This is a genomic window from Paraburkholderia youngii (genome assembly GCF_013366925.1).
GTDB lineage: Bacteria > Pseudomonadota > Gammaproteobacteria > Burkholderiales > Burkholderiaceae > Paraburkholderia > Paraburkholderia youngii.
Genome location: NZ_JAALDK010000001.1, coordinates 1,550,565 through 1,576,126, shown reverse-complemented (window position 1 = coordinate 1,576,126; position 25,562 = coordinate 1,550,565). Strand labels below are relative to the sequence as shown.

At 57.6% G+C, this 25,562-nt stretch carries 20 protein-coding genes and 4 pseudogenes; 12 read left to right on the top strand and 12 right to left on the bottom strand.

Annotation, left to right across the window (positions count from 1 at the left end; all coding sequences use genetic code 11):
• Positions 1-8 precede the first annotated feature (8 nt).
• On the bottom strand, positions 9-626 hold the full coding sequence (locus G5S42_RS07240; RefSeq protein WP_246391841.1) for a PDC sensor domain-containing protein: 618 nt from the start codon (positions 624-626) through the stop codon (positions 9-11).
• Between the two features lie 959 nt (positions 627-1,585).
• Between G5S42_RS07240 and G5S42_RS07235 the strand changes: the two genes are divergently transcribed.
• Positions 1,586-1,870 (top strand): HU family DNA-binding protein, encoded by a 285-nt coding sequence (locus tag G5S42_RS07235; protein ID WP_176106152.1) that lies wholly within the window; start codon positions 1,586-1,588, stop codon positions 1,868-1,870.
• Positions 1,871-2,425: 555 nt separating this feature from the next.
• On the opposite strand, the gene G5S42_RS07230 is transcribed toward G5S42_RS07235, so the two are convergent.
• A complete protein-coding gene (locus G5S42_RS07230) occupies positions 2,426-3,328 on the bottom strand; it encodes a LysR family transcriptional regulator (protein WP_176106151.1) in 903 nt (300 codons plus the stop codon).
• A gap of 119 nt (positions 3,329-3,447) precedes the next feature.
• Here G5S42_RS07230 and G5S42_RS07225 point away from each other — a divergent pair.
• From G5S42_RS07225 to G5S42_RS07210, 4 genes and pseudogenes are all read left to right on the top strand, one after another.
• Positions 3,448-3,856: pseudogene (locus G5S42_RS07225) on the top strand ((R)-mandelonitrile lyase).
• Between the two features lie 277 nt (positions 3,857-4,133).
• The gene (locus G5S42_RS07220; RefSeq protein ID WP_176110402.1) at positions 4,134-4,349 is read left to right on the top strand and encodes a tautomerase family protein; all 216 of its coding nucleotides are present in this window, start codon (positions 4,134-4,136) and stop codon (positions 4,347-4,349) included.
• 10 nt (positions 4,350-4,359) lie between these two features.
• Positions 4,360-5,556 (top strand): arabinose transporter, encoded by a 1,197-nt coding sequence (locus G5S42_RS07215; protein WP_176106150.1) that lies wholly within the window; start codon positions 4,360-4,362, stop codon positions 5,554-5,556.
• Between the two features lie 292 nt (positions 5,557-5,848).
• Positions 5,849-6,664 (top strand): annotated as a pseudogene (locus tag G5S42_RS07210) (methyl-accepting chemotaxis protein); the annotation flags it as partial.
• A gap of 331 nt (positions 6,665-6,995) precedes the next feature.
• Here G5S42_RS07210 and G5S42_RS07205 read toward each other — a convergent pair.
• Positions 6,996-8,183 carry a porin gene (locus G5S42_RS07205; RefSeq protein ID WP_176106149.1) on the bottom strand — a complete coding sequence of 396 codons (1,188 nt, stop codon included), beginning with the start codon at positions 8,181-8,183 and terminating at the stop codon, positions 6,996-6,998.
• Between the two features lie 753 nt (positions 8,184-8,936).
• On the opposite strand from G5S42_RS07205, the gene G5S42_RS45700 reads away from it, so the two are divergent.
• Complete coding sequence (locus G5S42_RS45700; RefSeq protein ID WP_176110400.1) at positions 8,937-9,089, top strand: GMC family oxidoreductase N-terminal domain-containing protein; 153 nt, start codon at positions 8,937-8,939, stop codon at positions 9,087-9,089.
• 518 nt (positions 9,090-9,607) lie between these two features.
• Here the strand turns inward: G5S42_RS45700 and G5S42_RS07190 are convergent.
• Positions 9,608-10,419 (bottom strand): IS5 family transposase gene (locus G5S42_RS07190; RefSeq protein WP_176105867.1). Its coding sequence is split into 2 segments (ribosomal slippage): positions 9,608-10,071 and positions 10,071-10,419, totalling 813 coding nucleotides; the frame shifts between segments, so codons are not numbered across the junction.
• A 98-nt stretch (positions 10,420-10,517) separates the two neighbouring features.
• On the opposite strand from G5S42_RS07190, the gene G5S42_RS07185 reads away from it, so the two are divergent.
• From G5S42_RS07185 to G5S42_RS07170, 4 genes are all read left to right on the top strand, one after another.
• Entirely contained in the window at positions 10,518-10,976 is a 459-nt protein-coding gene (locus G5S42_RS07185; RefSeq protein ID WP_176106147.1) for a GMC oxidoreductase, read from the top strand.
• 934 nt (positions 10,977-11,910) lie between these two features.
• Positions 11,911-12,459: a carboxymuconolactone decarboxylase family protein gene (locus tag G5S42_RS07180; RefSeq protein ID WP_176106146.1), complete on the top strand. Its 549-nt coding sequence runs from the start codon at positions 11,911-11,913 to the stop codon at positions 12,457-12,459.
• A gap of 92 nt (positions 12,460-12,551) precedes the next feature.
• Entirely contained in the window at positions 12,552-12,974 is a 423-nt protein-coding gene (locus tag G5S42_RS07175) for a cupin domain-containing protein (RefSeq protein WP_176106145.1), read from the top strand.
• A 326-nt stretch (positions 12,975-13,300) separates the two neighbouring features.
• On the top strand, positions 13,301-14,653 hold the full coding sequence (locus G5S42_RS07170) for an MFS transporter (protein WP_176106144.1): 1,353 nt from the start codon (positions 13,301-13,303) through the stop codon (positions 14,651-14,653).
• A gap of 86 nt (positions 14,654-14,739) precedes the next feature.
• On the opposite strand, the pseudogene G5S42_RS07165 reads toward G5S42_RS07170, so the two are convergent.
• Positions 14,740-15,315, bottom strand: a pseudogene (locus G5S42_RS07165) (transposase); the annotation flags it as partial.
• A 140-nt stretch (positions 15,316-15,455) separates the two neighbouring features.
• Here G5S42_RS07165 and G5S42_RS07160 point away from each other — a divergent pair.
• Positions 15,456-16,112 (top strand): annotated as a pseudogene (locus G5S42_RS07160) (porin); the annotation flags it as partial.
• 507 nt (positions 16,113-16,619) lie between these two features.
• Here the strand turns inward: G5S42_RS07160 and G5S42_RS07155 are convergent.
• The 5 genes from G5S42_RS07155 to G5S42_RS07135 all read right to left on the bottom strand — a co-directional run bounded on the left by G5S42_RS07155 (position 16,620) and on the right by G5S42_RS07135 (position 22,384).
• On the bottom strand, positions 16,620-18,005 hold the full coding sequence (locus G5S42_RS07155) for an MFS transporter (protein WP_176106142.1): 1,386 nt from the start codon (positions 18,003-18,005) through the stop codon (positions 16,620-16,622).
• Between the two features lie 745 nt (positions 18,006-18,750).
• Positions 18,751-19,542, bottom strand: a complete 792-nt coding sequence (locus tag G5S42_RS07150) for a carboxymuconolactone decarboxylase family protein (protein ID WP_176106141.1) — start codon at positions 19,540-19,542, stop codon at positions 18,751-18,753.
• 17 nt (positions 19,543-19,559) lie between these two features.
• On the bottom strand, positions 19,560-20,372 hold the full coding sequence (locus tag G5S42_RS07145; protein ID WP_176106140.1) for an SDR family NAD(P)-dependent oxidoreductase: 813 nt from the start codon (positions 20,370-20,372) through the stop codon (positions 19,560-19,562).
• A 61-nt stretch (positions 20,373-20,433) separates the two neighbouring features.
• Positions 20,434-21,549: an amidohydrolase family protein gene (locus tag G5S42_RS07140; RefSeq protein WP_176106139.1), complete on the bottom strand. Its 1,116-nt coding sequence runs from the start codon at positions 21,547-21,549 to the stop codon at positions 20,434-20,436.
• On the bottom strand, positions 21,539-22,384 hold the full coding sequence (locus G5S42_RS07135) for an SDR family NAD(P)-dependent oxidoreductase (RefSeq protein WP_176106138.1): 846 nt from the start codon (positions 22,382-22,384) through the stop codon (positions 21,539-21,541). Before G5S42_RS07135 ends, G5S42_RS07140 begins: the two co-directional genes overlap by 11 nt.
• A 264-nt stretch (positions 22,385-22,648) precedes the next feature.
• Here G5S42_RS07135 and G5S42_RS07130 point away from each other — a divergent pair, with 264 nt between their 5' ends.
• Entirely contained in the window at positions 22,649-23,683 is a 1,035-nt protein-coding gene (locus tag G5S42_RS07130; protein ID WP_176106137.1) for a substrate-binding domain-containing protein, read from the top strand.
• A 242-nt stretch (positions 23,684-23,925) separates the two neighbouring features.
• Here the strand turns inward: G5S42_RS07130 and G5S42_RS07125 are convergent, their stop codons facing one another.
• Together G5S42_RS07125 and G5S42_RS07120 are read right to left on the bottom strand one after the other, a co-directional pair.
• The gene (locus G5S42_RS07125; RefSeq protein WP_176106136.1) at positions 23,926-24,396 is read right to left on the bottom strand and encodes a hemerythrin domain-containing protein; all 471 of its coding nucleotides are present in this window, start codon (positions 24,394-24,396) and stop codon (positions 23,926-23,928) included.
• 171 nt (positions 24,397-24,567) lie between these two features.
• Positions 24,568-25,476 (bottom strand): LysR family transcriptional regulator, encoded by a 909-nt coding sequence (locus tag G5S42_RS07120; protein ID WP_217709851.1) that lies wholly within the window; start codon positions 25,474-25,476, stop codon positions 24,568-24,570.
• Positions 25,477-25,562: the final 86 nt, after the last annotated feature.

The window sequence follows — 25,562 nt, the reverse complement described above, 5'->3', positions numbered from 1 at the left end:
CTTGCGATTCATTGTCTATCGCGCTTCACTTCGTCGGACGTAATGCAGGTGGCAATCTGTGACGCTGTTTCGCAGCCGTCCGGACGGTTGATGCGCCGCGTCGCCTGGATCGACGTCTGACGCGAAATTCGGCCGACGACCGGATGACTGAGATAGAGCCCGACATCCGCGTGCTCACGATGCACCCAAAAATGCTCACGGTCGCTCAGGTCAACGTCGCCAGAAAACGGAATGGTCGATGCGATCACGCATCCGTCTGTGCCCACGACCGTCACCTGCAGCGCGGTATCGGCCGTAACGAGTCCGTAGGCCTGGTACTTCTTGATGTCGAAGGTCGTGGGCGAACTCTCGTACCCGAACTTGATGATCAGCGCGATCTCGTCGATGTCGTGGATCGCCTTAAGGGTATGCGTTTGCAGCGCACCCGCTTCCGTTCGTGCCGCGATGCGTGCGTCTTGGAGGGCAGCGTCAGTTTCGACACGTAGCCTCTCGAGGATCATGATCCACAACACGGCGAGAATCAAAACCGTCAGAACGGGCAGCAGGATGAGCGCGCGTTGCGGCGCGCCGGCTTTGTCGGAGCCAGTCGGTCCGATCCATCCGGGAATTTTCTGGAGTCTGCTCACGTCTGGCGCGGCTCCTTGCGTGAGCCTTACTCGCTGCTGGGTGACGCTGTCGCGCGTCGACCCGGCCTTGACAGAAGAAGGGACCTCGCCCCTCGTTTTGCTGCACATTATTACGGCATCCTCGCCCGGAAGTTAATGACGATTTGCGAAACAGCACGGACGTGCTCATCGCGTCAATGACGGGACTCTTCCGCTTCAACGCCATGACGTCCCGCAGTCTCGCTTTTCGGACTCACAAACCTTCGCGCGCGAGGGGGCCCTGCGCAAGCTGGCAGCAAGACATCGTCAACGGGACGAGCACCATACTGTTGTCGTCGGTTCCCAAACGCGCACAGACCGGCGGCGGCCACCGGGATATTCACCTGTACGTGAGGTCCGCAATTTGCGCTATATGCGTGCTCGTAGCGCGACAAGCACAAGCGATGAGTCTGGCGGGATCAAGGGGTGAGATGAACAAGCAGCAGAGGGAGAAGATCGGGGCGGTGGCCGACAAAATTGTTCTGGACATGATGACAATTGCTCTCACATAGGATGAGGCGGTCGCGGTATTTGGTCTTGCCGCCAACGCAACGATTGACGAAAGGAATGTCCGCAAATGAGGGGCGGATAGTTGGGGCTATCCGCCCCTTCATTTCTGGACGTTTTATTAGTTAGATAATTACTTTATTGATTTTCGGGGCAAGGTAGCCGGCTGTGGGGCCGGCGCCGGCCCGCCACGGCGAAACCTGTGGTACGCGAGCGAACGGTGTCGCTTCCCTGGGAAATCGACGTCGCCTGCCTGTCCCTCGCCGCAGCCGTCCATTGAACCAGGCACCGCCACCAAGCCGGAATGTGTTCGTCGCCGCTGGCGCGTGACCACGCCTTGGCCAACCGCTTCCGTGCTTGCCCGCGCCGGTTGGCGCACGCCGGCGGATCGGGTAGGGTGACGGCTTCACTTCCCCACTTCTGGAGGACAAACAATGAACAGGCAGGAACTGGTCGATGCGGTCGCCGCGAAGACGGGCACTACCAAAGCCGAAACCGCTGAAACGATCGATGCGCTGATCGGCACCATTACCACCGCGGTCACGCAGGGCGACACCGTGCAGCTGATCGGGTTCGGGTCGTTTTCGACGGGCGCGCGGGCCGCGAGGGTGGGCCGGAATCCCTCGACCGGTGCCGAAATCCAGATTCCTGCGGCGAAGACGGTTAAGTTCACCGCTGGCAAGGCATTCAAGGACACAGTGAACGGCGTCCGCGGCTGACAATGGCTGGCAAACAGTTCTGCCAGCATTGCCAATGGTCCAAAGGATGGGTCCCGGGAACTCCACGGCCCAGACAGACGTTATGGCGCTAGCGCCGTTTCACCGATGCCGCGCTCACTGCCGTTGAGGTGTCCCAGCTACGCAGGATCAGCCTGATGCGTCATCGCTCGGCAATCGGTGCAGCACGGCCCACGTTCACTTGATATCGCCCCTTCTGATTAGCGGAATTATCGTTGGGCGAGGGCCGCGTATCTTCCTCTGCCAGCCCGCTTCGCCACGCGGGGCGCAGCGGGGACCACGGCCATAAGTACAAGAAAACTCATCGTAATGTCGCGATGATGCGGCGTTCTTCCCTGGATATCAGGCCTACTATCAAAGCCGTTGGGCGGCATCGCCGGCTTCCATTGCGCTTGTCGATGCATTGATGCAGCGCCCTTGAAGTGATCGAGCTTAGCCGGGCTTCTTGGAACACTGGCGGCTTCGGCGAGTTGCGCAACGTGATCAGCTGGAAGGTCCGTGGAGGCACCGGCGTGGCCGAAGCCGGCCAGTGAAAAGTTACCGCCCCCGACGCCTGTATCCAGCCTTAAGCGCATCCATGACGAGTTGCACCGCCCGGGACGATTTTCGCCGACTCGTATAGTAGACGTGGTGCCCGACAAAGGTTGGGAACCAGTCTGCGAGAGCCCAACTCAGCCGGCCAGCCTTCACATGAGCGTCCGCGAGATCCTTCGGTACATATGCAAGCCCGAAGCCGCCTAGCGCCGCATCGATCATCTGATACACGTTGTTGAACGTGAGCTGGCCCTCGACCCGGACCTGCAATTCACGCCGTCCTTTACAGAGTTCCCAGGGAAGCAGCGAATCCCTCGTTGGCAGTCGCAGGTTGATGCAGTTGTGCAGGGTCAGGTCGTGCGGTGTCTTCGCAAGGGGTCTTGACTGCAAGTAGTCGGGCGAGCCCACGATCGCCATCGTCATGTCCGGCGCAATGCGTACGGCGATCATGTCTTTGGCCACCTGGTCGCCAAGCCGCACGCCGATATCGTAGCGATCCGCGACGATATCCGCGAGGCCGTAGTCGTTCACCAGTTCGACCTTCAGCTCGGGATACTGGCGCAGGATGGTCTGCAGTCGCGGCCAGACATAAGTGTTCGCCGCATAGTCCGTCGTCGTGATCCGCACCGTTCCCGCCGGCCTGTCCGTCATCGCCCGAAGCGACTCGAGTTCCTCCTCGATTTCTTCGAATCGTGGCCCGATCGACGTGAGCAACCTTTCCCCCGCTTCGGTCAGCGAAACGCTGCGCGTCGTGCGCGTCAGCAGTTGCAGGCCCATTCGCTCTTCGAGGCCGCGCACTGTCCGGCTCAATGCGGATTGCGAGACGCCCAGCTGCGCGGCAGCCCGCGTAAAGCTGCGCTCGCGCCCGACCGTCATGAAACCGACCAGATCGTTGAAGTCTTCCATCGATTAATGCTCCACAGCATAAGGGCATGCCGATATTGCCATCTAGTCGCATGAATGGATAGTCGGTAGATTAACGACATCGGCTTTTACGCCTTGACAGCACATTGAGAGGATCAGTCATGGAACTGAAACGCGCGGGCTCACAGCCCTCGAAAAAAGGCCCGGAAGAGTGGTTCACCGGCACGGTACGGCTCGATCCACTCAACGCTCCTCCACCGCCGGCGCGTCTCGTGCGCAGGCGTCACATTTGAGCCGGGCGCGCGTACTGCCTGGCACACCCATCCGCTCGGCCAGACGCTGATCGTGACGGCAGGATGCGGCTGGACTCAGTGTGAGGCCGAGCCGCATGTCGAAATTCGCGCAGGCGACGTCGTTTGGTGCCCGCCCGGTCATAAGCACTGGCATGGCGCTACTGCAACCACGGCTATGACTCATATCGCCATCCAGGAAGCGCTCGACGGCAAGAACGTCGACTGGCTGGAGAAGGTGACCGATGAGCAATATCTGGGCAGCGGCGCGCAAAACTGACCAGACTCGTCCTCATCGCGGCCGTGATTCAGACTCCCTGACCGCATCCGCCGTCAACTTCGAGTCCGCTGGTATCAAGATCGTGCGTAACGGTTCGCAGCCCTGCGGCGGAGCAACGCGGCGCTTCAGCGGCCAATCGTGAGTCCGCCGGTTCTTTCAAGTCAACGCGGCTGCAGAGGAGCGATTTCGTACGAGCGGACCAGCGGACCGCGAGACACAGCCATTTGCATGACCAGACGCCGGTCATCGCGTTCGATCCGGCGGAAAAGCGCATGTCATCGTCAAAGCGTGGCCCGGGAAGACCGAGGAACAAAAGCGACGTCAGGCCGAGGCAATCACTCGTGATGTGATGGATATCCTCGGATACGGCGCTGAGTCCGTCTCGGTCGCTTTTGAGGAAGTCACGCCGGACCGATGGAAGCAGGACGTCTATCGTCCCGATATCAAGGCACGTTCAGACAGGCTCTACAAAAAACCCGGATACAAAATGTAAAGGTACCTCTATGTCCCATACACCTCTGGCGAGCGCGGCCGAAGGTTCTGTTGTCGCTACGCTGATGCCGGTAATGACCGCCGTGCTCGTCGGCTTCGCGATCATAGGCATTGCGCTTCCGGGTCTTCCTTTACACGTGAGCCACCGTCTTGGCTTCGGGACCTTCGTAGTTGGCCTGGTGGCGGGCGCGCAGTTCGCCGCTTCGCTCGTCTCGCGTGTCTGGGCCGGGTCCTATTCCGATAGACGCGGCGCCAAGCGCGGCGTGTTCGCCGGTCTGATTGCAGCGTCAGCGGCAGGGCTGCTCTATTTGTTGTCGCTCGCCTTCGTTACGGTCCCGGCGCTATCCGTCGCGATCCTGCTGATCGGGCGCGCGGTGCTCGGCGGGGCGGAAAGCTTCATCATCACCGGTGCCGTCGCGTGGGGCCTCGGCCTCGTCGACAAGCGACACGCCGGGAAAGTGATCGCCTGGGTGGGGACAGCGATGTTCGCGGCATTGGCGCTGGGTAGCCCGATTGGAGCCACCCTGTACACATTGTTCGGATTTGTCGCGATAGCGTTGATCACGGTGCTGCTGCCGCTGATCGTACTCGCGCTCTTGTTCCGGATGCCGGCAGTGGCGCCGCACGCCCACACGGACCATGCGCCCTTCGGCACAATCATCGGAGCCGTCTGGCTACCGGGGCTGGGCGCAGCGCTGGCCAGTATCGGCTACTGCACGATCCTCGCGTTCAGTTCGCTCCTCTATACCGAGAGGCAGTGGCAGCCGGTTTGGATGGCTTTCACTGCCTTTGGTGTCGCACTTATCGGTGCGCGCGTGATCGCGGGTCATCTTCCTGACCGGTTCGGCGGTGCGAGAGTCGCTTTAATATTCGTGATAGTCCAAGCGACCGGTATGCTGCTGATGGGAGTTGCCGGGACGGCTCTCCTCGCGTCCGCGGGAGCCGCGCTTGCCGGTCTCGGCTATTCACTCGTCTATCCCGGACTCGGCGTTGAGGCAGTGAGGGGTGCATCGGCTAGAAATCGCGGGATGGTGATGGGCCTCTATACAGCATTCCTCGATCTGGCGATGGCCGCGGGCAGTCCGGCGCTCGGATGGGTGGGTGGGCACGCGGGCTTGCGTGCAGTTTTTCTGGTTAGCGCGATGACCGTCGTTTGCACCGCTGGCGTCGCTGTCAAGCTGCTTCGTCAGCACCGCGTAGCCCGATGAGTCTGCATGGAAGCCGCCTGCTCTTCCGTAAGTGGCAAGGGCAAATCGTCTTATGGCAAACGGAGGAGTGTATTTGCCTCAGACAGCGTGTTCTCGGCGTCGACAGAGGCAATGGACCGCCGTCACCGCGCGCACGATCACTTGTTCGCTTTCACAGCAGACGCCCGCAACAAGCACGTGTGCGTGATCTGCGTTGGCATAGCGCTTGAAAAAGGTGCGAGGTGAGTCAACTAAAGACATGGACTCACCCGGGCTCGATGTGAAACTGGCGACCAGTGACAGCCAAGGAGACGGCAACGACTTTGTCGGTCAGGTGGTGACCACAATGACCGAGATCAGTGACAGCTCGTCGAAGATCGCCGATATCACCGGACTCATCGAAGGCATCGCTTTCCAGGCCAACATTCTTGCGTTGAACGCAGCGGTCGAGGTGGCACGCCCCGGCGAACAAGGCCGTGGATTTGCTGTAGTTGCGAGCGAAGTACGCTCGCTTGCACAGCGCTCATCGAGCGCGGCTAAGGAAATCAAGGAGCTGATCGGTGCATCGGTGCAGAAGATCCACGAGGGCTCGGCGGCAGGCGACGCTGGCAAGACGATGACGGAAGTGACGCGGGCCGTAGCACGCGTGACCGACATCATGGGGGAAATTGGAGCGGCATCGACCGAGCAGAGCTGGGAATCGAGCGGGTCAACCAGGCGATCACGCAGATGGACGAAATTACGCAACAGAACGCGGCGTTGGTCGAGCAAGCCGCTGCGGCTTCGAAGTCGCCGGATGGATCAGGGCCGGCTGCTGAACGAAGCGATTGCGTTTTTCCGGCTCGATGAGGCGGCTCAGGTCTCGACAAATGCTCATCGGGTCGCCTCCGCCAAGGGAAAGTCTGGACCTGCTGCGCGATCTGTAGAGTTGCCACGCCCCGTAACGGCAGCCGTTTGTCAGAAAGGGCAGTCCGGCGAGTTGCCCGTGGCCTTCGCAACAACGTCAGCGGCTGGAAAGTCATCGGATGAAACTCGGCAGACTTTCGTCACGCGTCACCCGACCAACGCGCGAGCGCAACGATCAGTGATGACGCGAGACCATCGGGCGGCGCTACACCGCGTGATATAGTCGTCAGGGAGAGGATGGTCAGGGTAAGTGAGCCCGGTACTCACCGAATCGGTGGCGTGTATTCCGGAGTAAGCGTCGATGGTTTATCCATCAAAAGAAGATTGCCATGAAGCTCTTTCTATGACTTCGGCCACCGGAACGGGCTTTCCCTCTTAAATCAAGTTCGCATTTCGACGCATGACATCTCCACATTGTACGTCGCTTCTTAAGCAATCTCGCGAGACAAGATCGAATGGAAGAGTACTACGTCCGCCCGGAGGAGATCGGATCGCTCAATCTTCCCGGCTCCTCGAACAATGTCCAGAAATAGAAGGACGCACCGGGAAGTTGTCTAGAACTTGTGACGTATTGCCACCCGGAATACAGCCTGTCGATCGTTGCTCGATGGCGTGATGCCATTAATTGACGCGACGGCGGCATTGCCAGTCGAGGAGGCGCCGCTTGCCTTTTGATACACTCCGATTGCGTACACATCTGTTCGCTTCGACAGGAAGTAGTCGACGCCAAGCGAACCCTGGTTATACGTCGCGCCTTCCACGCCATTTGCGCCACTATTCCTTGTGTAGACATACGAAGCACCAGCCAGCAGTGCCGGGGTAATCTGATATTTAAAGTTCAGCTCCGCGTTGTTGAACGTCGCAGTTCCGCTAATGCCGCCCGCCGGAACTGGACCTGACGTTCTGTCACCTAACGACATAAATTTGACGTTTGAATAGACCACCCCAACCGTTGCTGCCCCGATGCCGTATGCCGCACCTGCCGCGAAGACCTGCTGTGTATGGGCTGACGCGTATCCTGAGATCGTGGGCGACGCGCCGAAATTCGATCCTGGAACGCCGTTTACCGTAGGCGCGACAGTACCGCCAGCACCATAAAAAGAAGTATTCGGGTTGCGTACGTTCAGATATCCAATGCCTAACGTCAGCGGACCGTTCGAGTAGCCAGCGCCCAGCGACCAGATCTGATTGCGGGTGACATTTCCAGCAACGCCACCCAAAGCGTACACCCCGCCAAAGCGCAGCCCGCCATAATTGGCGCTGGTGTATTTGATAGCGTTGTTCGTCCGCGCAGTATTGTTCAAGTTGTCGGTATCGCTTGGATGCGCGACATATGTGCCTCCCCATTGTTCGCCCGCCCCAAGAGGACCGACATAGTCGACGACCGAATCGTACTGGCGACCCAGCGTTAAGGTGCCGTATGGACTCGACAGCCCCACATAAGCTTGCCGACCGAACATTAGGCCGCCTTGCCCAAGCTTCCCGCTATTGACGTCGAAGCCGTTTTCGATTGTGAATATTGCAGAAAGTCCTCCGCCCAGATCTTCGGTCCCTTTCAGACCAAATCGACTGCCTTGGATCACACCACTATAGAGGTAGTATTGCCGGTGACCATCTGAGTTGGTATTGATATTGAGGCCTTCGTCGACGATACCGTAAAGGGTAACACTGCTTTGGGCGAGCGCAATTCCGCTTGTCATGCCGAAGACCAACCCGACCCCTACACAATACAGCTTTCTCATGACTCAATCTCCATTGATTTATAAAAACCAAATTTATTTCTTGCCGTTATTTTTTATCGATCTTCAAGACCTCTTCCTCGTTTTTATAAAATTCACGCTGGACACCATTAATCAACAAAAGTTTCCGAAGTTAAACGTATAAACCGAGGCGAACAAATTTCCTTTGGAAAGGTAATTCACACTACTAATTTATAGTGAGAACATTTAAGCCGTTCAAACCGCCTACGGCGGAGGGGTAAAGATCAATTCCAACGGCGGTGGTCCGTCATCGCCATTCTGTTATATGAAAATGAAATGTTGCCGCAGCGAGCGTTAGTACCGCGGCACTGCCGGCCGAGACGAATGTGCCCAGTACTTGGTGCGCTTTCCACAATGTCAAGTGCCGCCTCGTCCTCTTATCATCAGCTGATAAACATTCAATAATGTGTAGCACTACGAAGTGCATGGTAGCGACAATGACGATCTGAGCAGCAGAGGCTAGACGTCCCCCTCTTGTCTGTGAATTACACACATTCAAAGGCAGCAAATGCGTGGGAAGCGACGATCCCATTCTAAAGACGCGTCAGACTGCGCACTAGATCGCCCTTTGGTAAGGACCATTGCTTACGGCGCAAAGGCAGGCTGCGTCTTGGCAAACCGTCTATCAGAAGGTTCTGGGACCAAGATGCTGCTCCTCGAAGCGGCGCCGAAATCCGACAGATTCTGGGTTCACACACCTGCTAGCGTCGCGAAGCTGTTACGACAAAGAGCTCAATTGGAACTCTTTACCGAGCCAATGCCCGCGTTAGACGGACGAAAGATGTACTGATCTCGCGGAAAAGGATTGGTGGATCAAGCTCGATCAACGGGATGATATACATCCGTGGTCATCCTGATGACTTCGATAACTGGCAAAGGCTGGGATGACCCGGCTAGGGCTATGAGGATGTCTTACCGTTTTTTAGAGAAATTGAACACAATGAGCGTGGAGCGAATAAGTATCGAGGGGTTGGGGGACCTTAGTGGATTAGCGACCCTGCCGTCAAGGAAGTGAGCTCCTACGACTTCATCGAAGCGTCCAGAAGATTCGGGATCCCGGGAACCGACGACATTAACCTTGAGGGTTCACGGTATCTTATGGCGCGCGGTGGGTATATGGTGTTGGGAAAATCCCAGGTAGCTGCCTTCGTCAAGAGCAGGCCGGAGGTTGATTGTGCTCACATTCAGATCTGCTTCCGACCGATGACTTTCATCTTTCATGCGGACGGACATGTCAAGGTAGACAAAGATCCGGGCCGTCGGGGTATCGGCATTCATACGGCGCCCAAGAACGATGGGCAAGGTTACCCTGCGCTCGAGCAATGTTGCTGAGGTCCCCATCTTCAACCCGTATTTCCTGACGGACGAGGAGGTTGTTCGCGCGATGGTAAGCGGCCTAAGAGGCGTTAACAAAATGAGTTCTTCAGCTTTCGCCAGCAGATGATGCAGCAGGCAATTTTCATGAAGGCTTCATGGATGAATGCAAGACGTTCGAAGCGGATGCGCAGTCGTCGAAAGTTATGAAGCCACGAAATGGTGCGCTCGACCACCCAGCGTGTTTTGCCCAGTCCGCTGCCGTGGGGCTCGCCGCGTCGGGCGATTTCAGTCGCGATGCCGGCTGCGTGTAGCGGACGGCGGTATTTGTCGTGATCGTAGCCCCGATCGCCTTGAACAATGCGGGGCTTCGAAAGCGGCCGGCCACGCTTGCCAGCAATGGGTGGGATGGCGTCAACCAGTGGGTGAAGCTGGGTAACATCGTTACGGTTGGCGCCCGTGAGAATTACCGCGAGCGGGATGCCCTGCGCTTCGGTGATGAGGTGGTGCTTTGAACCGGGTCGCGCGCGGTCCGTGGGATTCGGTCCCGTTTTTGACCTGCGCCCACGGCGCGGATCGAGGAGGAATCGACGACGACACGCGACCAGTCAATCTGGTCAGCCGCGCGCAGCCTGGCGAGCAGGACTTCATGCAGTCGGTCCCAGACGCCAGCAGCCTGCCAGTCCCGCAGACGGCGCCAGCAACTCATGCCGCTGCCGCAGCCCATCTCGCGTGGCAGCAGGTCCCAGCGCAGGCCTGTCTGAAGGATGAATAGGATGCCAGTGAGCAGCGCACGATCATCGAGCGGCCTGCGCCCAGGATAACGGCTTCGCCTTGGTTTGGGAGGGGGCAGTAACGGTTCAATGAGTGCCCAAAGTTCGTCGTCGAGTATGGGTTTAGCCATGTCCTTTTCGTCGTCGAAACAATGAAAAGGTTAACAGGATTCATCGAGAGTAAACAGCCCCTTTGTTCATTTTGTTAAGGTTTCTAAGGCAGATTCGGATGATCATGGCCATGAAACCGATGGCCTCCCGCGTCATAGACGAGCGACTTCCCGGCAAGGCGATTCGGACCGACGATCACTGGCTCGAATTCATGCGGAAGACATGCAACACTGCGTCGCACCAGACGAGCACGTGCAGAATGGGCAATGATGCAATGTCAGTCGTGGATGAAAGGCTTCGCGTGAGGGTGGTGGATGGATTGAAGGTAGTGGATGCGTCGATCATGCCGCACGTCACCTCTGGCCACACGAACGCACCGTCTCTGATGATCGGGGCGAAGGGCGCAGCGATAATCATCGTAGATGCGGTGTCCAGGGCGCGTCAGTTAGGTATAAGTTTGCTTCGACATGCACCCGCGTCTTTTGGAGCAGTCGTCGATGACAACTCGTTGCGCGTGTTGACAGGCGCGCCACACTGGAGGCCAGCAACGCGGAAGCTTTCGAGAGGCATGGAATGACGTCGGCTCGCACAGGCGCGTAGCCGCTGAGTGAGTTGTGTATCAGGTGGATTTTACTCTGCTTTCCACTTGATGCTCTCGAGCATTCCCTGCGGTCGTTTTAGCGTTCCGTGAGTTCCTGCCAACCGGGTCGATTGCCCATCACAACGTTGAGCGTCAGCACCAAATCTGCGGTTTTCGGCAACGCAAATCCTTCGCGAGAACGGTATGGCCGTCGTCCGTTGCAGGTTAGGAATGAGGTCACGAATCTTTGCTTTTAAGGCAATGATGCTTGGCGCTGGGGCGTCTAGTTTAATCGATGGCAGATTTCTAGAATTGTTTCTGTCAGAACGCTTCACGCAACCCTGCCTCGGAAGCTTTCCTTAGTGAACTGGAGACGATTGGAAATGTACGACGCGACGACGGAAACGCAGCTGCGGGAGGCTCGAGCATTGACGCCTGCGGAGAGCGTGACGCGGTGGCTGGAGTCTTTTGTGAGCCGCCGAATCAGACCACCTGCCAAAAACTTGCGCGAGTTGTTGGCCCCGTGATGGTGCCCTTTTAAGCGCCGGCGTGCAGGCGGCCGCTGACACGCTCTTCGTAGAGTCGCCGCGCTCGATTGATGAGATTGCCGAGATCCGAAGACGTCTGCCTGGAAAGCGTGTGTCCAACCTGGCGTCGAGCGAAAAGACCCCGATCCTGTTCGTGGATGATGTGGCGCGTTGGGCTTCAGGCTCATGTTGGTTCCCAACTTCGCCACACTCGCAGCGATTAATGCGATGAGAGAAGTGCTGACAGAGATGAAGTCGACTGGGGCAGTCGCTGGAGTAGTAGATCGGTGCGCGAGCTTCAACGAGTTCACCGCCCTCGGCGGCCTCAGGCAATTCCAAGAGATTGAAAAGCGACATGGCGTTCCTTCACCCTCAACAACATTTTGAAACTGAGTATTGACCTTATGCGTATCTCAAAGTGGACCATAGAACAACAGGCACAACCAGCTGAACTCGTCGAGGCGATCGTTGAGCGCCGTGGTGGCAAGCTGATAGACCTTGATCGCGCTCTGCTTTGGAGTGAACCGCTGGCCCGCGCCTGGAACGTGTATCTGAAGGGGGTGCGCACTGAGCTTGGGGTCAGCCGGAAGCTCCGGGAGCTGGGCATTTGCACCGTCGCGCTAATTACCGGTGCCCGCTACGAATATCATCACCATGCACCAGACTTCCTGGCTGCCGGTGGAGCGCAGGAAGAACTCGAATCATTGAAGGCATATCTTGAACGGAACAACATTGATGCGCTTCAGGGAATGGACGAGGACGAAGCGCTGGTTGTTCGCTATGCGGAACAGATGACGCGCAATGTACAAGTCGATGATGCTTTTTTCGAGACTCTGCGACAACGTTTCAACACGCAAGACCTCGTGGAAATTCCAGCGTCAATTTCGACCTACAACATGGTCGCGCGCTTTCTCGTAGCACTCGGTATAACGCCAGAAGAAGAGATCAGGTAACGAATTTACCGAATCGCCAGCTCTTGACCCTCCTGGTCGGCTGCAGCTTGCGTTGACCACGCGAAGTTTATAGACTCTGATGGTGCAAAAACATGACTGCGACAACTCACTTCTCTCACGTGCACCCCGGCGACACGGCGTTCAAAAGCGGCGGCCTGCGGGACTTTTTCGTTTATCGTGACCTTGGAATCGCCACGGCTACGGAAGGAAAAGTTGTAGCACATCTCGTCCGCGCGAACGCCGAACCCGAAGCGGGAACCGGATGGCACGTTCACAATGCCGAGTTTCACATCGTGTACATGCTCAAGGGCTGGGCGAAATTCATGTACGAGGGGCAAGAGACTTTAGTGTCCGCGGGTGATTGCGTACATCAACGTCCGGGAATCCGACACTTTCTATTCGACTATTCGCCGGACATGGAATATCTCGAGGTAGTTGGCCCAGCCGACTTCTCCAGCGTCGGCGTGGAAGGACCGTGTTCAGTGCCGGCGCCGAGCGGGTGGAGTACGGACTGAGAGTTTCGGGTGAGGTCTCTTGTTGGTGCCATTCCGAAAGTGTGGATCAGTGTTTCCTGTCTTCACTGTGCCAACGTGCTTCCCATTGAGCGCAATGCTCGTTTGCGCTCCGTCGCCGGCCCACGCTTCCCCGTATGGAGGATTACATTCTGAGCGCCGAGTCGATGTTTGAACATCAAGGTAGAGACTATCGCGGTGTTCTCAGTCAAGTTTACCTCGCCTTGCAATTGAGGCTCATGACAAAGGCAGGGAGATGCTTAGAAAATTCCACTTCGCCGGCAGTAGGCGCGGACAAAGCCGCTCAACTATAGTAAGGAGACGAAAATATGCAGACGCTCGAACAAAGCAAGACGAGTGATGAAGATGAAAGCAGCGTCAATGCAATTGGACGTTCCGATGAATCTCTCGAACGGCGAACGATTGGGAGGGCAACAAAAAGGCTCGTTCCATTCATCCTCCTCTGCTATTTCATTGCATACCTGGACAGAACCAACATCGGCATTGCTGCGCTCCAGATGAACAAAGACATCGGGATCACCGCGTCTCAATTTGGATTCGGAGCGGGGCTGTTCTTCCTGATGTATTTTTCCATGGAAGTTCCCTCAAATATTTTGATGACCCGTTTCGGAGTTCGTCGGTGGGTCGCGCGTATCATGTTCACGTGGGGCGTCGTCGCGGCGGGAATGGCTTTCGTCAAGGGAGCGAATAGTTTTTACGCCATGCGGGCGCTACTCGGGGCGGCGGAGGCCGGTTTTTTCCCCGCAATGCTTTACTACTTGACCACATGGTTTCCTGCCGCGTATCGCGGCCGTGTGATTAGTTACCTGCAAGTCGCTGGCCCTATGGCGTTCCTCATTGGCGGTCCAATCTCAAGTGCTCTTCTCGGTCTCGATGGGTTTCTCGGATTACGTGGCTGGCAGTGGATGTTCATTCTCGAAGCGGTGCCCGCAATACTCCTCGCGGGGCTCGTTCTTTCCAGGCTGCCAGACAACCCGAAAAGTGCGAAATGGCTGCCCTCGGACGAAAAGGACTGGCTTACCTTCACGCTGGCCGCGGAAGAAAAGCGACGCATGGATGTCCGCCAGTACTCTGTACTGCAGGCGATGCTGGAACCGCGGATCCTCCTTCTGGCCCTTGTCCATTTCAGCATTGTTTTGACCGTGTTCGGCGTTGGCTTCTTCCTTCCACAGATTGTGAAGCACTTCGGCTTGAACAACTTCCGCACGGGGCTGGTGTCCACCATCCCGTACATCGCTGGATGCGCTGGCATTGTCTGGCTCGGCCGTCGGTCTGATGCCAAGAAAGAACGTCGGTTGCATACCGCCGTTCCGCTGTTCGTGGCGGCTGTCGCTCTGATCGCGGCTGCGACCACGCAGACGCTCGAAGTGAAAATGGTAGCCTTCAGCTTTGTGGCATTCGGCGCGTATGGCTGTGTTTCGGCATTCTGGACACTTCCATCGACGTTTCTGAGCGGTACTGCGATCGCTGGAGCGATAGCCATTATCAGTTGTGTTGGAGCTTTGGGTGGTTTCGCGGGACCTTGGGTGATGGGTCTCGTAAAAGACGCAACCGGTAGTTTCTCCGGAGGGCTGTACTTTCTTGCAACGATGAATGTCATCGCAGCCGTTATTATCTTATCCTTGTCGAGCTTGAAAGAGTATGACGCGAAGAGAGGGTAGTAGAGTGGGCGGCGCGCTAGCGCCGCTAACAATTGATACTTTCGAAAATTTATAGCGGTCTTTGTCAACGTAGTTGCCGCGTCACTTCACGCACACTGCTTTAATTCGGTCCGAGGCATTCGCTCCGGATTGAGCCAGACTTCGTCCTTCAATTCCCAATTACGGATCGAGCGAAACCACCGTTGATGGTTGTGCGCCATGGTGCCATGGCCTGCGCATAGACGACTTCCCGCTGCGTCAACACTTCGGTAGCGACGCCGCTTTGACGCTGCGCCGGCGTGACGAATTTCAAGCCATTGTGTTTGTACTCGTGGTTGTACCAACGAACGAACTGCTGCGTCCAGGCACGAGCCTCGTCGAGACTCGCGAACGCCTTGCGCGGGTAGTCGGGCCGGTACGTGCACGTGCGGACCAGCGCTCTCGGCGTACGGGTTGTCGTTACTCACGCGTGGTCGGTTGAACGAAGCCATCACGCCCAGGTTCTGGAGCGTGGCGAGCATCGTCGCACCCTTCATCGCGCTACTGTTGTCCGAGTGCAGCACCAGAGGACGTCCCGCCAGCCCCTTTGCCGGACGCGTGCGCCGCATAAGCAACGCGGCAAGTTCTGCAGATTCCGCTTCCTGCACTCCGGGGCCCACAATCTCGCGGCTGAACACATCCAGCGCACATCAAGCAACTCGAGGAGGAGTTGCAGCGCAAGGAGAAGGCACTGGTAACGGATATGCCGCACTCGTAGCGGATATCCGCGGTTAGAGTTGCACCAAAACAGTGAACCTAGAAACAATCCTACGGAGATCATTCGATGCAAAAGTCGCTTCTCGCTCTGACAGCATTGGGCACATCTTCAGGCGTGGCTCACCCGCAGAGCAGAGTGACCCTTTACGGCTTCATTGATGAAGGTTTCAACATCAATGCGAATGCAGATGGCCACCACTTGTATAACGTGTCGAGCGGCGTGCTGTAGTGCAGCCGTTTCCTTCTGCGCGGCACGGAAGACCTCAGCGGTGGCGTGAAAGCTATCTTCGTGATCGAGAACGGTTTTGACGTGAACGCCGGCAAGCTGGCTCAAGGCGACCTCATGTTCAGCCGTCAGGCTTACGTCGGCATGTCGAGCCAGTTTGATATGGTCACGCTGGGTAGCCAGTACGACTCCGTCGTCGACTACGTCGGTCCGCTGGAAGTAGGCGACCAGGCGGGTGGCGCCATCGCGGCTCACCCGGAAGACGTGGACAACTTCAACAACACATGCCGCACCAACAACACGGTCAAGTACATAAGCGCGAACTACAACGGTCTAACGCTCGGTGGCACGTACAGCTTCGACGGCATCGCCGGCAACATGTCGGAAAACCAGATCCGGTCGCTGGGGGCCGGATACAGCAACCGTCCTCTCGTCCTCGGCGTCGGCTACCTGAACGCGCGTACACCGACAAACTCCGGTGGCCTGTTCAATAGCAGTGCACGATTCCATCCGACCAGACGGCATCGTCGCAATTTAGCATCGGTTAGATGTGTTGATGGTTCATCGACTTCCGCATTCTTAATTAACAATGTTCCGGAATCCGCATAACAGGTCTTTTTGGTTCTGGTGGAAAGATGCACCAGACTCCATCTCGGTGACGATAAAGGAACATCGCCTTCGAGCCTGTTCCATTGTCTGCGACAACGCAAACGTAATGCCCAATCCTCGATCGCCAATAGTGGCTGACTCTGAAGCCTCGCTCAGGGTCTGGCGATAAGCAATCTTGGATCATTGTCCTCAGTGATCGTCCTGCTATTTCCCATTCCCTTCTCCATTTGTTTCGACTTCATCATTCTTCTAGAAGCGGTTTCAAAATGAGTAGTGGGGATGTTGCTCACTTCATATCAGACAGGGCATTGATTGGACACGGTCGGATGAAGACCCAATCACTGTCACCGCGAGCAGCCGGCTGTACGCGTCGACCAGTTTTCTTATTACAGGACATTAGGTTCGAAGAGTGCCGGGGGTGCGTCGTTCCGGAATGCCGTGCAACCCTGACTCGTGCCCATCGTCGCAGACCGATCGGCTAAGCAAGACGTCCTTTGTCTCGGGCAGGAACTGAATCAGCAACAGATTTACTACCGCAAATCCAGTGACGTACCATCCTGGCGCGAGCGGTGTATTTAACGCGCTAATCAGCCAGGCACACATTAGCGGAGTGGTGCCGCCAAGGATCGCAACCGTAATCTGGTATGCAAGCGCGTGCGCTGTCGCGCGAGACTGCGTCGGGAACAACTCTGTACTTGTGACGGTGCACGTGGCTCCATACAGACCGATACCGATTCCAATTGCGATCTGGCCGAGCACCACCCAAGGTAGAGAACCATTGGCGGCCAACCAGACGGACGGGTAAGCGACCAATGCTATCCACAGAGCGCCAGCTGTCAGCAACCTTTTACGTCCGAAACGATCGCTAAGTGTTCCCGCAGCAGCGCCAAGCAAGGAGTACGTCAATATGCCGGCGCCATTTGCAAGTAGCGCAGTTTTTGAGTCTAGTCCAACCTGCCTCATGAGGAAGGTGTACATGAAGCCGAGGAGAAGGTACGCAGCCACAGCCTGGATAGGCATGAGCATCGCAACATAAAGCATCGACTTTCTTGCTGACCGCGTCAAGCCTCGATACTTGTCTTCAAACACTGCACTCTTGCGCGCCAACTCGTATTCAGCAGGATCGTCCAAACCTTTACGCATCACAAATCCGAATATACCGATCAGCCCGCCGAAGAGGAACGGGATTCTCCAACCCCACTCGAGATAGTCCGCTTTGCCGATCAAGCTTTGAAATCCGAGAAGGATCGCTGTCGCAATGGCCAAGGGGAGCGTCGCGAAGGTGAACGCAATGCCCACCCATTGGCCTCTACGCCCTTGAGGCGCCGATTCCACGATGTAAATCATGCTTCCGGTAAATTCACCGCCCATCGCCAGCCCTTGCGCGAACCTCGCAGCTACGAGCAAAATCGGCGCTGCAATTCCGATCGTGTCGTATGTTGGGAGCAACCCGATAGATGCCGTACCAGCAGCCATCAACCATATTGTGATCACGAGCACTCGGACCCGTCCGACCCGGTCCATCAAATAGCCAAACAGGACGCCGCCGAATGGCCGCGCGCCGAAGGCGACTGGATATACAGCGAATGTACTCAGGATTGCCGCTAGGGGCTGCCCCACTGGAAAAAAGTGTTTCGCCAGGAATGGGACCGACAGTCCAAATACAGTGAAATCGTAGATCTCACCAAGATTCCCAATGGAAATGGCGCCAATTTTGCGCACAGCTTCACTGAATTTCACTAGGATGTCTCCTGTTTGATCCTGTTTTGCGGCGTTTTTCATTGACGCCCGTTTTGAATTGGCATCCAGACGCGGCCGGGGATGTCTGAAGCATGCCGCGCACTAAATGAGTGGCGGGTACTTTCTTGAGCCCATATCAAGTGCATAAGCTGCGTGAAGGCTCATTGGCTGGAAACGAACGCCCGATGTATTTGCGACTTCCGACACCAGGTCCGATAAGCCGAAGTTGAAGTGCCGGTCCTGGTCTTGCGAGCAGTGTTCTGTCCTGAATTCATTCTAGGACCGGGCGGCGGCGGATAACAGGCGGCCGCACGGTAAGGAACGTTGCCCCGGACGCAAAAGTGAGAAAGGCTCCTTGCGTGGCTAATACCTGTCGGCCACTGTCAAACGATCTAAAGGTGCCCAATATCATCCAAACGGCTCGGGGCTCAATTCCTGGAAGGCGGAGAAATTGTCGGGTGAATCAGGCCGAGCGAATGCCTTCGCCCGACCTGATCTCCCCCGGGGGCGGACGCGATGCGCATCACCAAGGCTATCCTAATATCAATCCTATCGATTTCCGGGCGCGCTTGACGGAACTGAGCACAGCCGCGTCTCCCGGTACAAGACAGGCTGTCAAGCCGGTTGAAACGGCATCACTGCTCGGCGCACGGCCGGCGTCGGAGCGCCGAGAAGCTGCCGCTCCTTTGCTTGAAAGGCGTCTTTGCTGCCTGCGCCGAAAGTCCGCCGGCGCCGCTATACGGAAAACAAAATGGCGTCTTTAAGCCGATTTCGAACGGGCTCCGAGTTACTGTCGAGGGTTGTCGTGACCGTAAAGCGCCTCGGCGCCAAGGATGTATCCAGACAGGCCGGTCATCGCAGCGAGATGGAAAACCTCGAGAATCTCGGCCCGGGTTGCTCCCTGCTTCAGGGCTCCTCGGATGTGAATGACCAGCCCCGGTTCGTACATGTGAGTCACCGTGCAGTCGATGCCGATGCAGACAAGTTCACGTTCTTTGTCCGTTAGTGAACCGTTCGTCCAGGGCTCGGCAGATAACTGTGCGAGAGCGGTGAAATAGTCCGGCATCGCCCTGACAATGACATCGCGCTGGTCGTTCCAAAAGCCGCGCGCGCGGATGAATTCTTCTTTGACGGTCTCCGATTCGGCAGTAATCGGCGGAAGCTCAGCATCGGGGTGGCCAAGCGACCGCAATTCGCGCATCAACACCGGCACCGCGAAGTACAGCGCGTGGTTAGCGATGCCGACGATCGTCAGCAGAACGTCGAATATGTCCTGCTCGGAAGCGCCTGCCGCGACCGCCCGATCGGCGTGCCGTCGAACTCCATCGCTATCGAGCGCCGTTGAGGTTGCGTGCAGTGCCAGAAGGATTAGCTCCTTCACGCGCGGGGTCAGCGCTGGAGCCGTTTGCGCCGATTGCCAGAAACGCTGAGCCGCTGAGTAGTTCGACGGCGCGATAGTTCGAAGCTTCTTTACTACCGCCGGGCTGCTGAAGATGCCGTCTAAATCTGCGGCGCCGTCAATGTTGGCCGAGCCTCCTGCTGCGTCGCCTGTGCCGTCGAGATTTCGGTCGTTTGTCATATTGATTTTCCGCTGTTTCAGTAGCCGATCCGCATGAGCATGCCGCCGTCCACGGGCAGGCTGACGCCAGTTATGAAAGAAGCCTCGTCGGAGGCGAGGAAGACTGCCGCATTGGCTACGTCCCAGCCAGTTCCCTGCTGCCCGCGCAAAGGCACCTCCCGGCTGCGCCTGGCCACCAATTCCTCTCGTGAGCCGCCGAGGAGTTTCACCCGCTGGTCGACGGACATCGGCGTGTCGATGACACCTGGCAGGATCGCGTTTGCCCTGATGCCATGCTCAGCATGTTGGATGGCCAGTTGCTGCGTGAATGCAATCAGGCCGGCCTTGCTGGTTCGGTAGGTAATGTTCGGCCGCGTTGTCTCGATGGCAGACACGGACGCCACGTTGATGACCACGCCCGACTGTTGCTGACGCATGATCGGCACGACATATTTGGCAGCCATCACGGCGCCGCGCAGGTTAATGCTGGTGATGCGATCGAAGACGTCATCGGTGATCTCGTCGATGGGGCGGTCTCCACCCGCGATTGAAACACCTACGTTGTAAAACAGGATGTCGATACGCCCCCACCGCGCCACCGCGAATTCGGCAGCCGCTTTAAGACTTTCCGAGACCGTCACGTTCGATTCGAATGCTTCCGAGCTTCCGACCGTATCGCCGGCGAGTTGGATCGTCTCGCGGGCGGAATCGAGATTACGGTCGACAGCCAACACGGTTGCACCTTCCTGCATGAATCGCAGGGCTGTTGCTCTGCCCGTTCCTACACTTTGGCCCGGGAACTGCCCGGCGCCCACCACGATGGCAACCTTGCCCTGCAGTCGTCCACTCACGAATGTCTCCTGGTTGTAATCTGACCGTGCACTAGTCTCACGTGTTGTTGGAGCCGTCTCATCACCGGTTCGATGACGACATAACCATACTCGACTCCGGCAAGCGATAGAACGTCTGTGCCGAGCGCCAGAATATGTTCGCCCTGTCATCACGGCTATATTCTGCCGTTAATCTCTTGAGCGCGTTCAGGCCGATGCCATAGCCATAACTACCTTTGTCAACGGGGAAGTTGCTGCCGTACATGCATCGGTCGGGCCCGAAGGTGTCGATGCACGTGTCGATCCAAGGGCGCCAGGCGTCGGCAAGCTCGTCAGAACTGGGCGCGCGTTCGCGGTCCGAAAACGCAAAACCACCAAGCCGCATCCCTAGACCGCTAAGTTTCACCATGACATTGGGACAGTCCGCTAGCTCCTGCAGACCCAGTTTCCAGTGCGTGAAAACCTCGGCTTGTCGATTCGCGTACGCTGCAATGCCGAGGACTCCGCCACAGTGGTTTAACACAATCTGGGTCTGCGGGAATGCGCGCGCAAGTCCGGCGACCCTCGAAAGCTGGTGGAAGAAAACCCAGGCTTCGAAGCTCAGCCCCAATGGGGCAAGATGCGCGAACCCGCGGCGGAAGAGGGGTTCGTCCATCATGGATTGCGTAGTGGGATAGAGGGGGTTCGTAAGCGAGGCGTCTGCATCCCAGGTCAGGGACTGTCGCACGCCTCTAAACCGACCGCCCGTGTCGATTGGGCCGCCAGCCAGCGAGATGTGGCGTTCCAGCACCGGTCGAATGGCATCCCCCAGCGTCAAATCCGCAAATCCAACAATCCCGGCGCAAACACGAGCGTCGCCGTAGATTCCACTCGCACTCATGGCGGCGACGCCGTTGGCGAATTCTGTTTCACCAAGAGGTTGCAAGTGCGCTGGGACATCAGCTCTAAGCATCGATCGGGCTTGCACAATTACCGTGGCGCGAACATTGTGGCCATCGCGGATATCGCACAGAAGATCGTCGAAAAGATACCGCGAGCCCGGCCGGTCGTACAGGTGGTGGTGCGAGTCGATAACCGGAAGAGCCGGATCCAACGCCATTTCGCTGTGCGTGGCCAACCATTCAGCGCGGACGGGCAGGTGCGTTGACGAGTTGGTCACAGCGCTTTTCTCGGAACAATATTGCTGTTCAGCGGGCATCGGAGTCAACGTTCCCCGGTCGCGCTGCCGTCACTCCGCCATCGACGACGAGTTGTGTCGCCGTTATGTATCCTGCTTCGTCACTTGCCAGGAAGACTACAGCATTCGCGACGTCCCAAGCGTCGCCCATGCGGCCCATTGGAATGAGCGCATTGCGCTTGGCTGCCAGGTCTTCGGCATTCGCTGTACCAAGCTGCTGCGTGAGTCGATGCGCTACAAGTGGCGTGTGCATCATTCCAACCACGACGCTGTTTACGCGAATGCCTTTCCTGACATAGGCGATAGCCGTCGCGCGGCTCAGTGTCTCGAGGCCAGCCTTCGAAGCGGCGTATGCCACGTGCACTCGTCCATCGACCTGAAAGCTCATGCTCGCAATGCTGGATACATTGACAATCGCACCTCCCCTGCCTTCCGCGGCGAACTGGCGTTCCATCACCGGCAGGACATGCTTGCATCCGAGGAATGCTGTCTTCAAATTTCGGTCAAGCTGACCGTCCCATTCATCGACCGACATCGAAACCGGCGTACCGGGTGCGCTTCCGCCAACGTTGTTGACAAGGATGTCTATGCGGCCGTATCGGCTAAGGCACTCGGCCACGGCCCTTTCAACCTCCTCGCTGGAGGTCATGTTGGCCAGCCAGCCGGTCCAGTCCGCGCCTGCTTCCTGTTCCATGGCGGCTGTTGTACCTGATAGCGCCTCAGCACTATAGTCAACGCCGAACACCTTGGCGCCCTGACGCGCCATCAGGACGGCGGTCGCGCGGCCGTTTCCCCAACCTTCGGCGACCGAGCCAGCGCCCGCGACAAAAGCTACCTTTCCGTGCAGATTCAGCATGAGTTTGATGCCCTCCTTGGATAGAAGGTTAGAGGCGCATGAATTCTGCAGCAACTGGCGGACGCGGTAAGCACCTTGCGGTCTGTCGCAAGAATCGGATCGGAACGGCGCACGCGAAACCAACCGGATCGAACTCATCGTTAGCTTTGCTCAGTGCGCAAAGCTCCTTTCTCCGGTACAGACTGTCCCGGTTCAAGATTCGAGACTAGAGTCTGGCGCGGAGGCCAACGAGGCCGATAAAGAAATAAATTCTCAAGGAGACATATGGCTCTGCGCAACACTTCGCCCGGCCGCCGCGCGGTCGCTACCTTCTCGTTATGTGCGGCCGCACTCGCTGGCACGGCAAGCGCCGCAGACAGCTCAGTTTTGATCGGTGTCGTTTTTCCAACCCAGAATCAAGCTCGCTGGGCGATCGAAGAAAAAATCTTCGTCGCGCGGGCGCAGGCGAACGGCGACAAAGTAATCTTCCAATATTCGAACGAGAGTGCCGCGACCCAGAAGAATCAAGTCGAGAGCATGATTCAGCGCGGCGTCAAAGTCCTGGTGCTGGTAGCCATCGACCCGGTAGCAGCAGCCGGCTTGGTCAAGGAAGCCCAGGCCAAGGGCATCAAGGTCATCGGCTATGACCGCTTCGTCGTCGGCGCCACGCCCTCGTACAACATCGGACGCGACTACTATGAAACCGGCAAGCTTCAAGCCGCGACGGCGCTGCAAATTTCCCCCTCCGGCCAATATGCGCTTATTCGCGGCGATAAGGCGACCTTGGCGCAGGTTGAGATGTCGAAGGCCTACAACGACGTCCTAATCAACAAGGCGGGTATCAAGGTCGTGTACGACGCCCTGACTCCTAACTGGGAGACCGCATCAGCTCAGCGCGAGGTGGAGGCGGCGCTGCAAAAGAACCCGAACATTAAGGCAGTCGTCACCATGTGGGACGACGGTGGGCAGGCTGCGGTCCAGGCCTTGAAATCGGCCGGCAAGAAGCCCGGCGACGTCTACGTCTCCGGGACCAACGCTTCGACGCCGAGCTTGCGCTACATCGCGCAGGGTTGGCAGACTCAATCAGTGTGGGCTCCAATCGACAAATTGGCGCTGACAGCTGCCGATGTTGCGCACGCGCTCGGGACGGGGGCGGCTCCGCCTGCTCCGAGTGCGACCGTCAACGGCGTGCCGACCTACTATGCGCCGCAGGTCAACATCACCAAGGCCAACCTCTGCGAGTTTGTGAGAAAGATCGCCCCCACCGGTTGGGTGACAGCCAAGGAGGTCTTCGGCGCTGACAGCAAAAGCTGCAGCTGACTTCTACCTGGGTTGCGCCGACAGGACAAGGCCGCAGGAAACCGCGGCCTCGGCGCTGGCAGTGCCAGCAGGAATGAGGCGGCGTCAACTGGCAGACGGCGCTGGCGCCTCTCTTCCAGACGTGCGTGTTTCTTGTGAACGTGAAGAGCGGCGAGGGGTGCGCGCTCTACACAGCTGAGCGACTTCCAACTGCGCGGTCTGCATCAATCTCGTCTCTATTCAGCCATCTTTACCGATTGCGCCTAGTCTGCCGAGTGCACCGAGTGCAACGTAGACTCTTCCAAGGCCATGTGGTCATGCATAAGGAGGGCAAAGTCGTCAATTGCGGCGATCAGGTCCTGACCATCTTTCGCAGATGCGCCCTCCGCAGATGTTTCAAGCTGCGCTTGAATGTCCAACCATTGCAATTCGATCCAGGCGTGGTCTTCTCGCAGGCGTTCGATGACCTTGTGCACCGTCGCATCGGTGCCGGCCAGCAGTGGTGGAAAGACGAACTTTTCCTCGTCGTAGTGGTGCTCGCGTGAGGCTCCAGTGAAAAAGTCGATCACTTCGCGAACCTGGCCGCGGACAGTCTCGTTAGAAGGCGCGGTTGGTAGCAACTGTGCAAGCAGCTTGAGCCGCTCCAGATGTAGAACGATCGCCCGATGGGTCTCATCGAGAGATTCATAAACATTCATCGACATTGTTTGACGATTCGATGGCCTGGATTTCACGGCATTCTCCATACACTTGGCACGTTACCAGTTTGCCGCATCCGCTGTTGCGTGGGTCGCCAAGGTCCTTGGCACGCCCCGCGAGAAGGCTCGGTGAAGCATATCGATTAACAGCGAGTCTGGTGGCCGGGAAAAGGGCTCCTTTTGTGGTGCCATCCGGTTCTACCAACGTCAAGCGGGCTCGTCTCCGTGGCTGAAGGCCTCGACCAAAAAATCGACGAACGCTCGGATCTTGCGAGAAAGCCCACGGCTAGAAGGAAACACTGCATACAGATCGGCGTCGCCGGGCCGAGGGTTGACGATATAGTCGCCTAAAAGCTTGATCAAACGCCCATCTGCCAACGCGCCGCGCACCATCCATTCGTGCGCGATTATGATGCCAACGCCAGCCTCGGCCGAAGCCAGCAACACGAGGCCGTTGTCGGACCGGATGTTGCCGTGCACTTCAACATTCTCAATCTGCCCCGCGCGGGTGAAGCTCCATTGGTTGCTGTATGACGGAGCGGCGAACACCAGGCACTTGTGACGGCTCAAATCCTGGGGAGTTTGCGGTGGGCCGTAACGCTCGAGGTACGCCGGCGCCGCGCAGACGATTCGCCGCGTCGGACTGAGTCGACGGGCCACGATCTCGGCGTCGGGAATTGCTCCAAGCCACATTGCCACATCGATGTTGTTGGCAACCAGATCGCATCGCTCGTCGTTAACGGTGATGTCTAGTTCCAGTTCAGGATGGCGCGCCAGAAAGGCCGGCAAGGCTGGGACAACGACCGTCGTTCCGGCTGTTACGCGCAGCCGCACTCGTAGAACGCCTTTGACTTCCTCATGTATCGACGTGACCTCGGACTTCGCCTTGTTCAAGTCGTTCACGATCGCCGTTACCCGTTCGTAAAACTGACGCCCGGCATCGGTGAGCGCCAGGCTGCGAGTAGTGCGGTTGAGCAGGCGGGCTCCCAGTTCGTCCTCAAGGGACTTGACCTGACGTGCCACGGAACTGACCGAATATTGATTGCGTGCCGCGGCTGAGAAGCTTCCCGCCTCCACGACCTTGATGAAGGTTTTAATACGTGCGAAGTCGTCCAACAGATGTCCCCTCGGCAGTCGATATAAATAAGCGTTGATCTTTGCGCGCAAGGCAAGGGTCATTGGCGCGCACGCGGCTAGGCGCA

Coding starts and splice junctions, on each gene's coding strand:
- G5S42_RS07235 (WP_176106152.1), top strand. CDS start 1,586: ATGAACAGGCAGGAACTGGTCGATGCGGTCGCCGCGAAGACGGGCACT.
- G5S42_RS07230 (WP_176106151.1), bottom strand. CDS start 3,328: ATGGAAGACTTCAACGATCTGGTCGGTTTCATGACGGTCGGGCGCGAG.
- G5S42_RS07215 (WP_176106150.1), top strand. CDS start 4,360: ATGTCCCATACACCTCTGGCGAGCGCGGCCGAAGGTTCTGTTGTCGCT.
- G5S42_RS07205 (WP_176106149.1), bottom strand. CDS start 8,183: ATGAGAAAGCTGTATTGTGTAGGGGTCGGGTTGGTCTTCGGCATGACA.
- G5S42_RS07185 (WP_176106147.1), top strand. CDS start 10,518: ATGATCATGGCCATGAAACCGATGGCCTCCCGCGTCATAGACGAGCGA.
- G5S42_RS07180 (WP_176106146.1), top strand. CDS start 11,911: ATGCGTATCTCAAAGTGGACCATAGAACAACAGGCACAACCAGCTGAA.
- G5S42_RS07175 (WP_176106145.1), top strand. CDS start 12,552: ATGACTGCGACAACTCACTTCTCTCACGTGCACCCCGGCGACACGGCG.
- G5S42_RS07170 (WP_176106144.1), top strand. CDS start 13,301: ATGCAGACGCTCGAACAAAGCAAGACGAGTGATGAAGATGAAAGCAGC.
- G5S42_RS07155 (WP_176106142.1), bottom strand. CDS start 18,005: ATGAAAAACGCCGCAAAACAGGATCAAACAGGAGACATCCTAGTGAAA.
- G5S42_RS07150 (WP_176106141.1), bottom strand. CDS start 19,542: ATGACAAACGACCGAAATCTCGACGGCACAGGCGACGCAGCAGGAGGC.
- G5S42_RS07140 (WP_176106139.1), bottom strand. CDS start 21,549: ATGCCCGCTGAACAGCAATATTGTTCCGAGAAAAGCGCTGTGACCAAC.
- G5S42_RS07135 (WP_176106138.1), bottom strand. CDS start 22,384: ATGCTGAATCTGCACGGAAAGGTAGCTTTTGTCGCGGGCGCTGGCTCG.
- G5S42_RS07130 (WP_176106137.1), top strand. CDS start 22,649: ATGGCTCTGCGCAACACTTCGCCCGGCCGCCGCGCGGTCGCTACCTTC.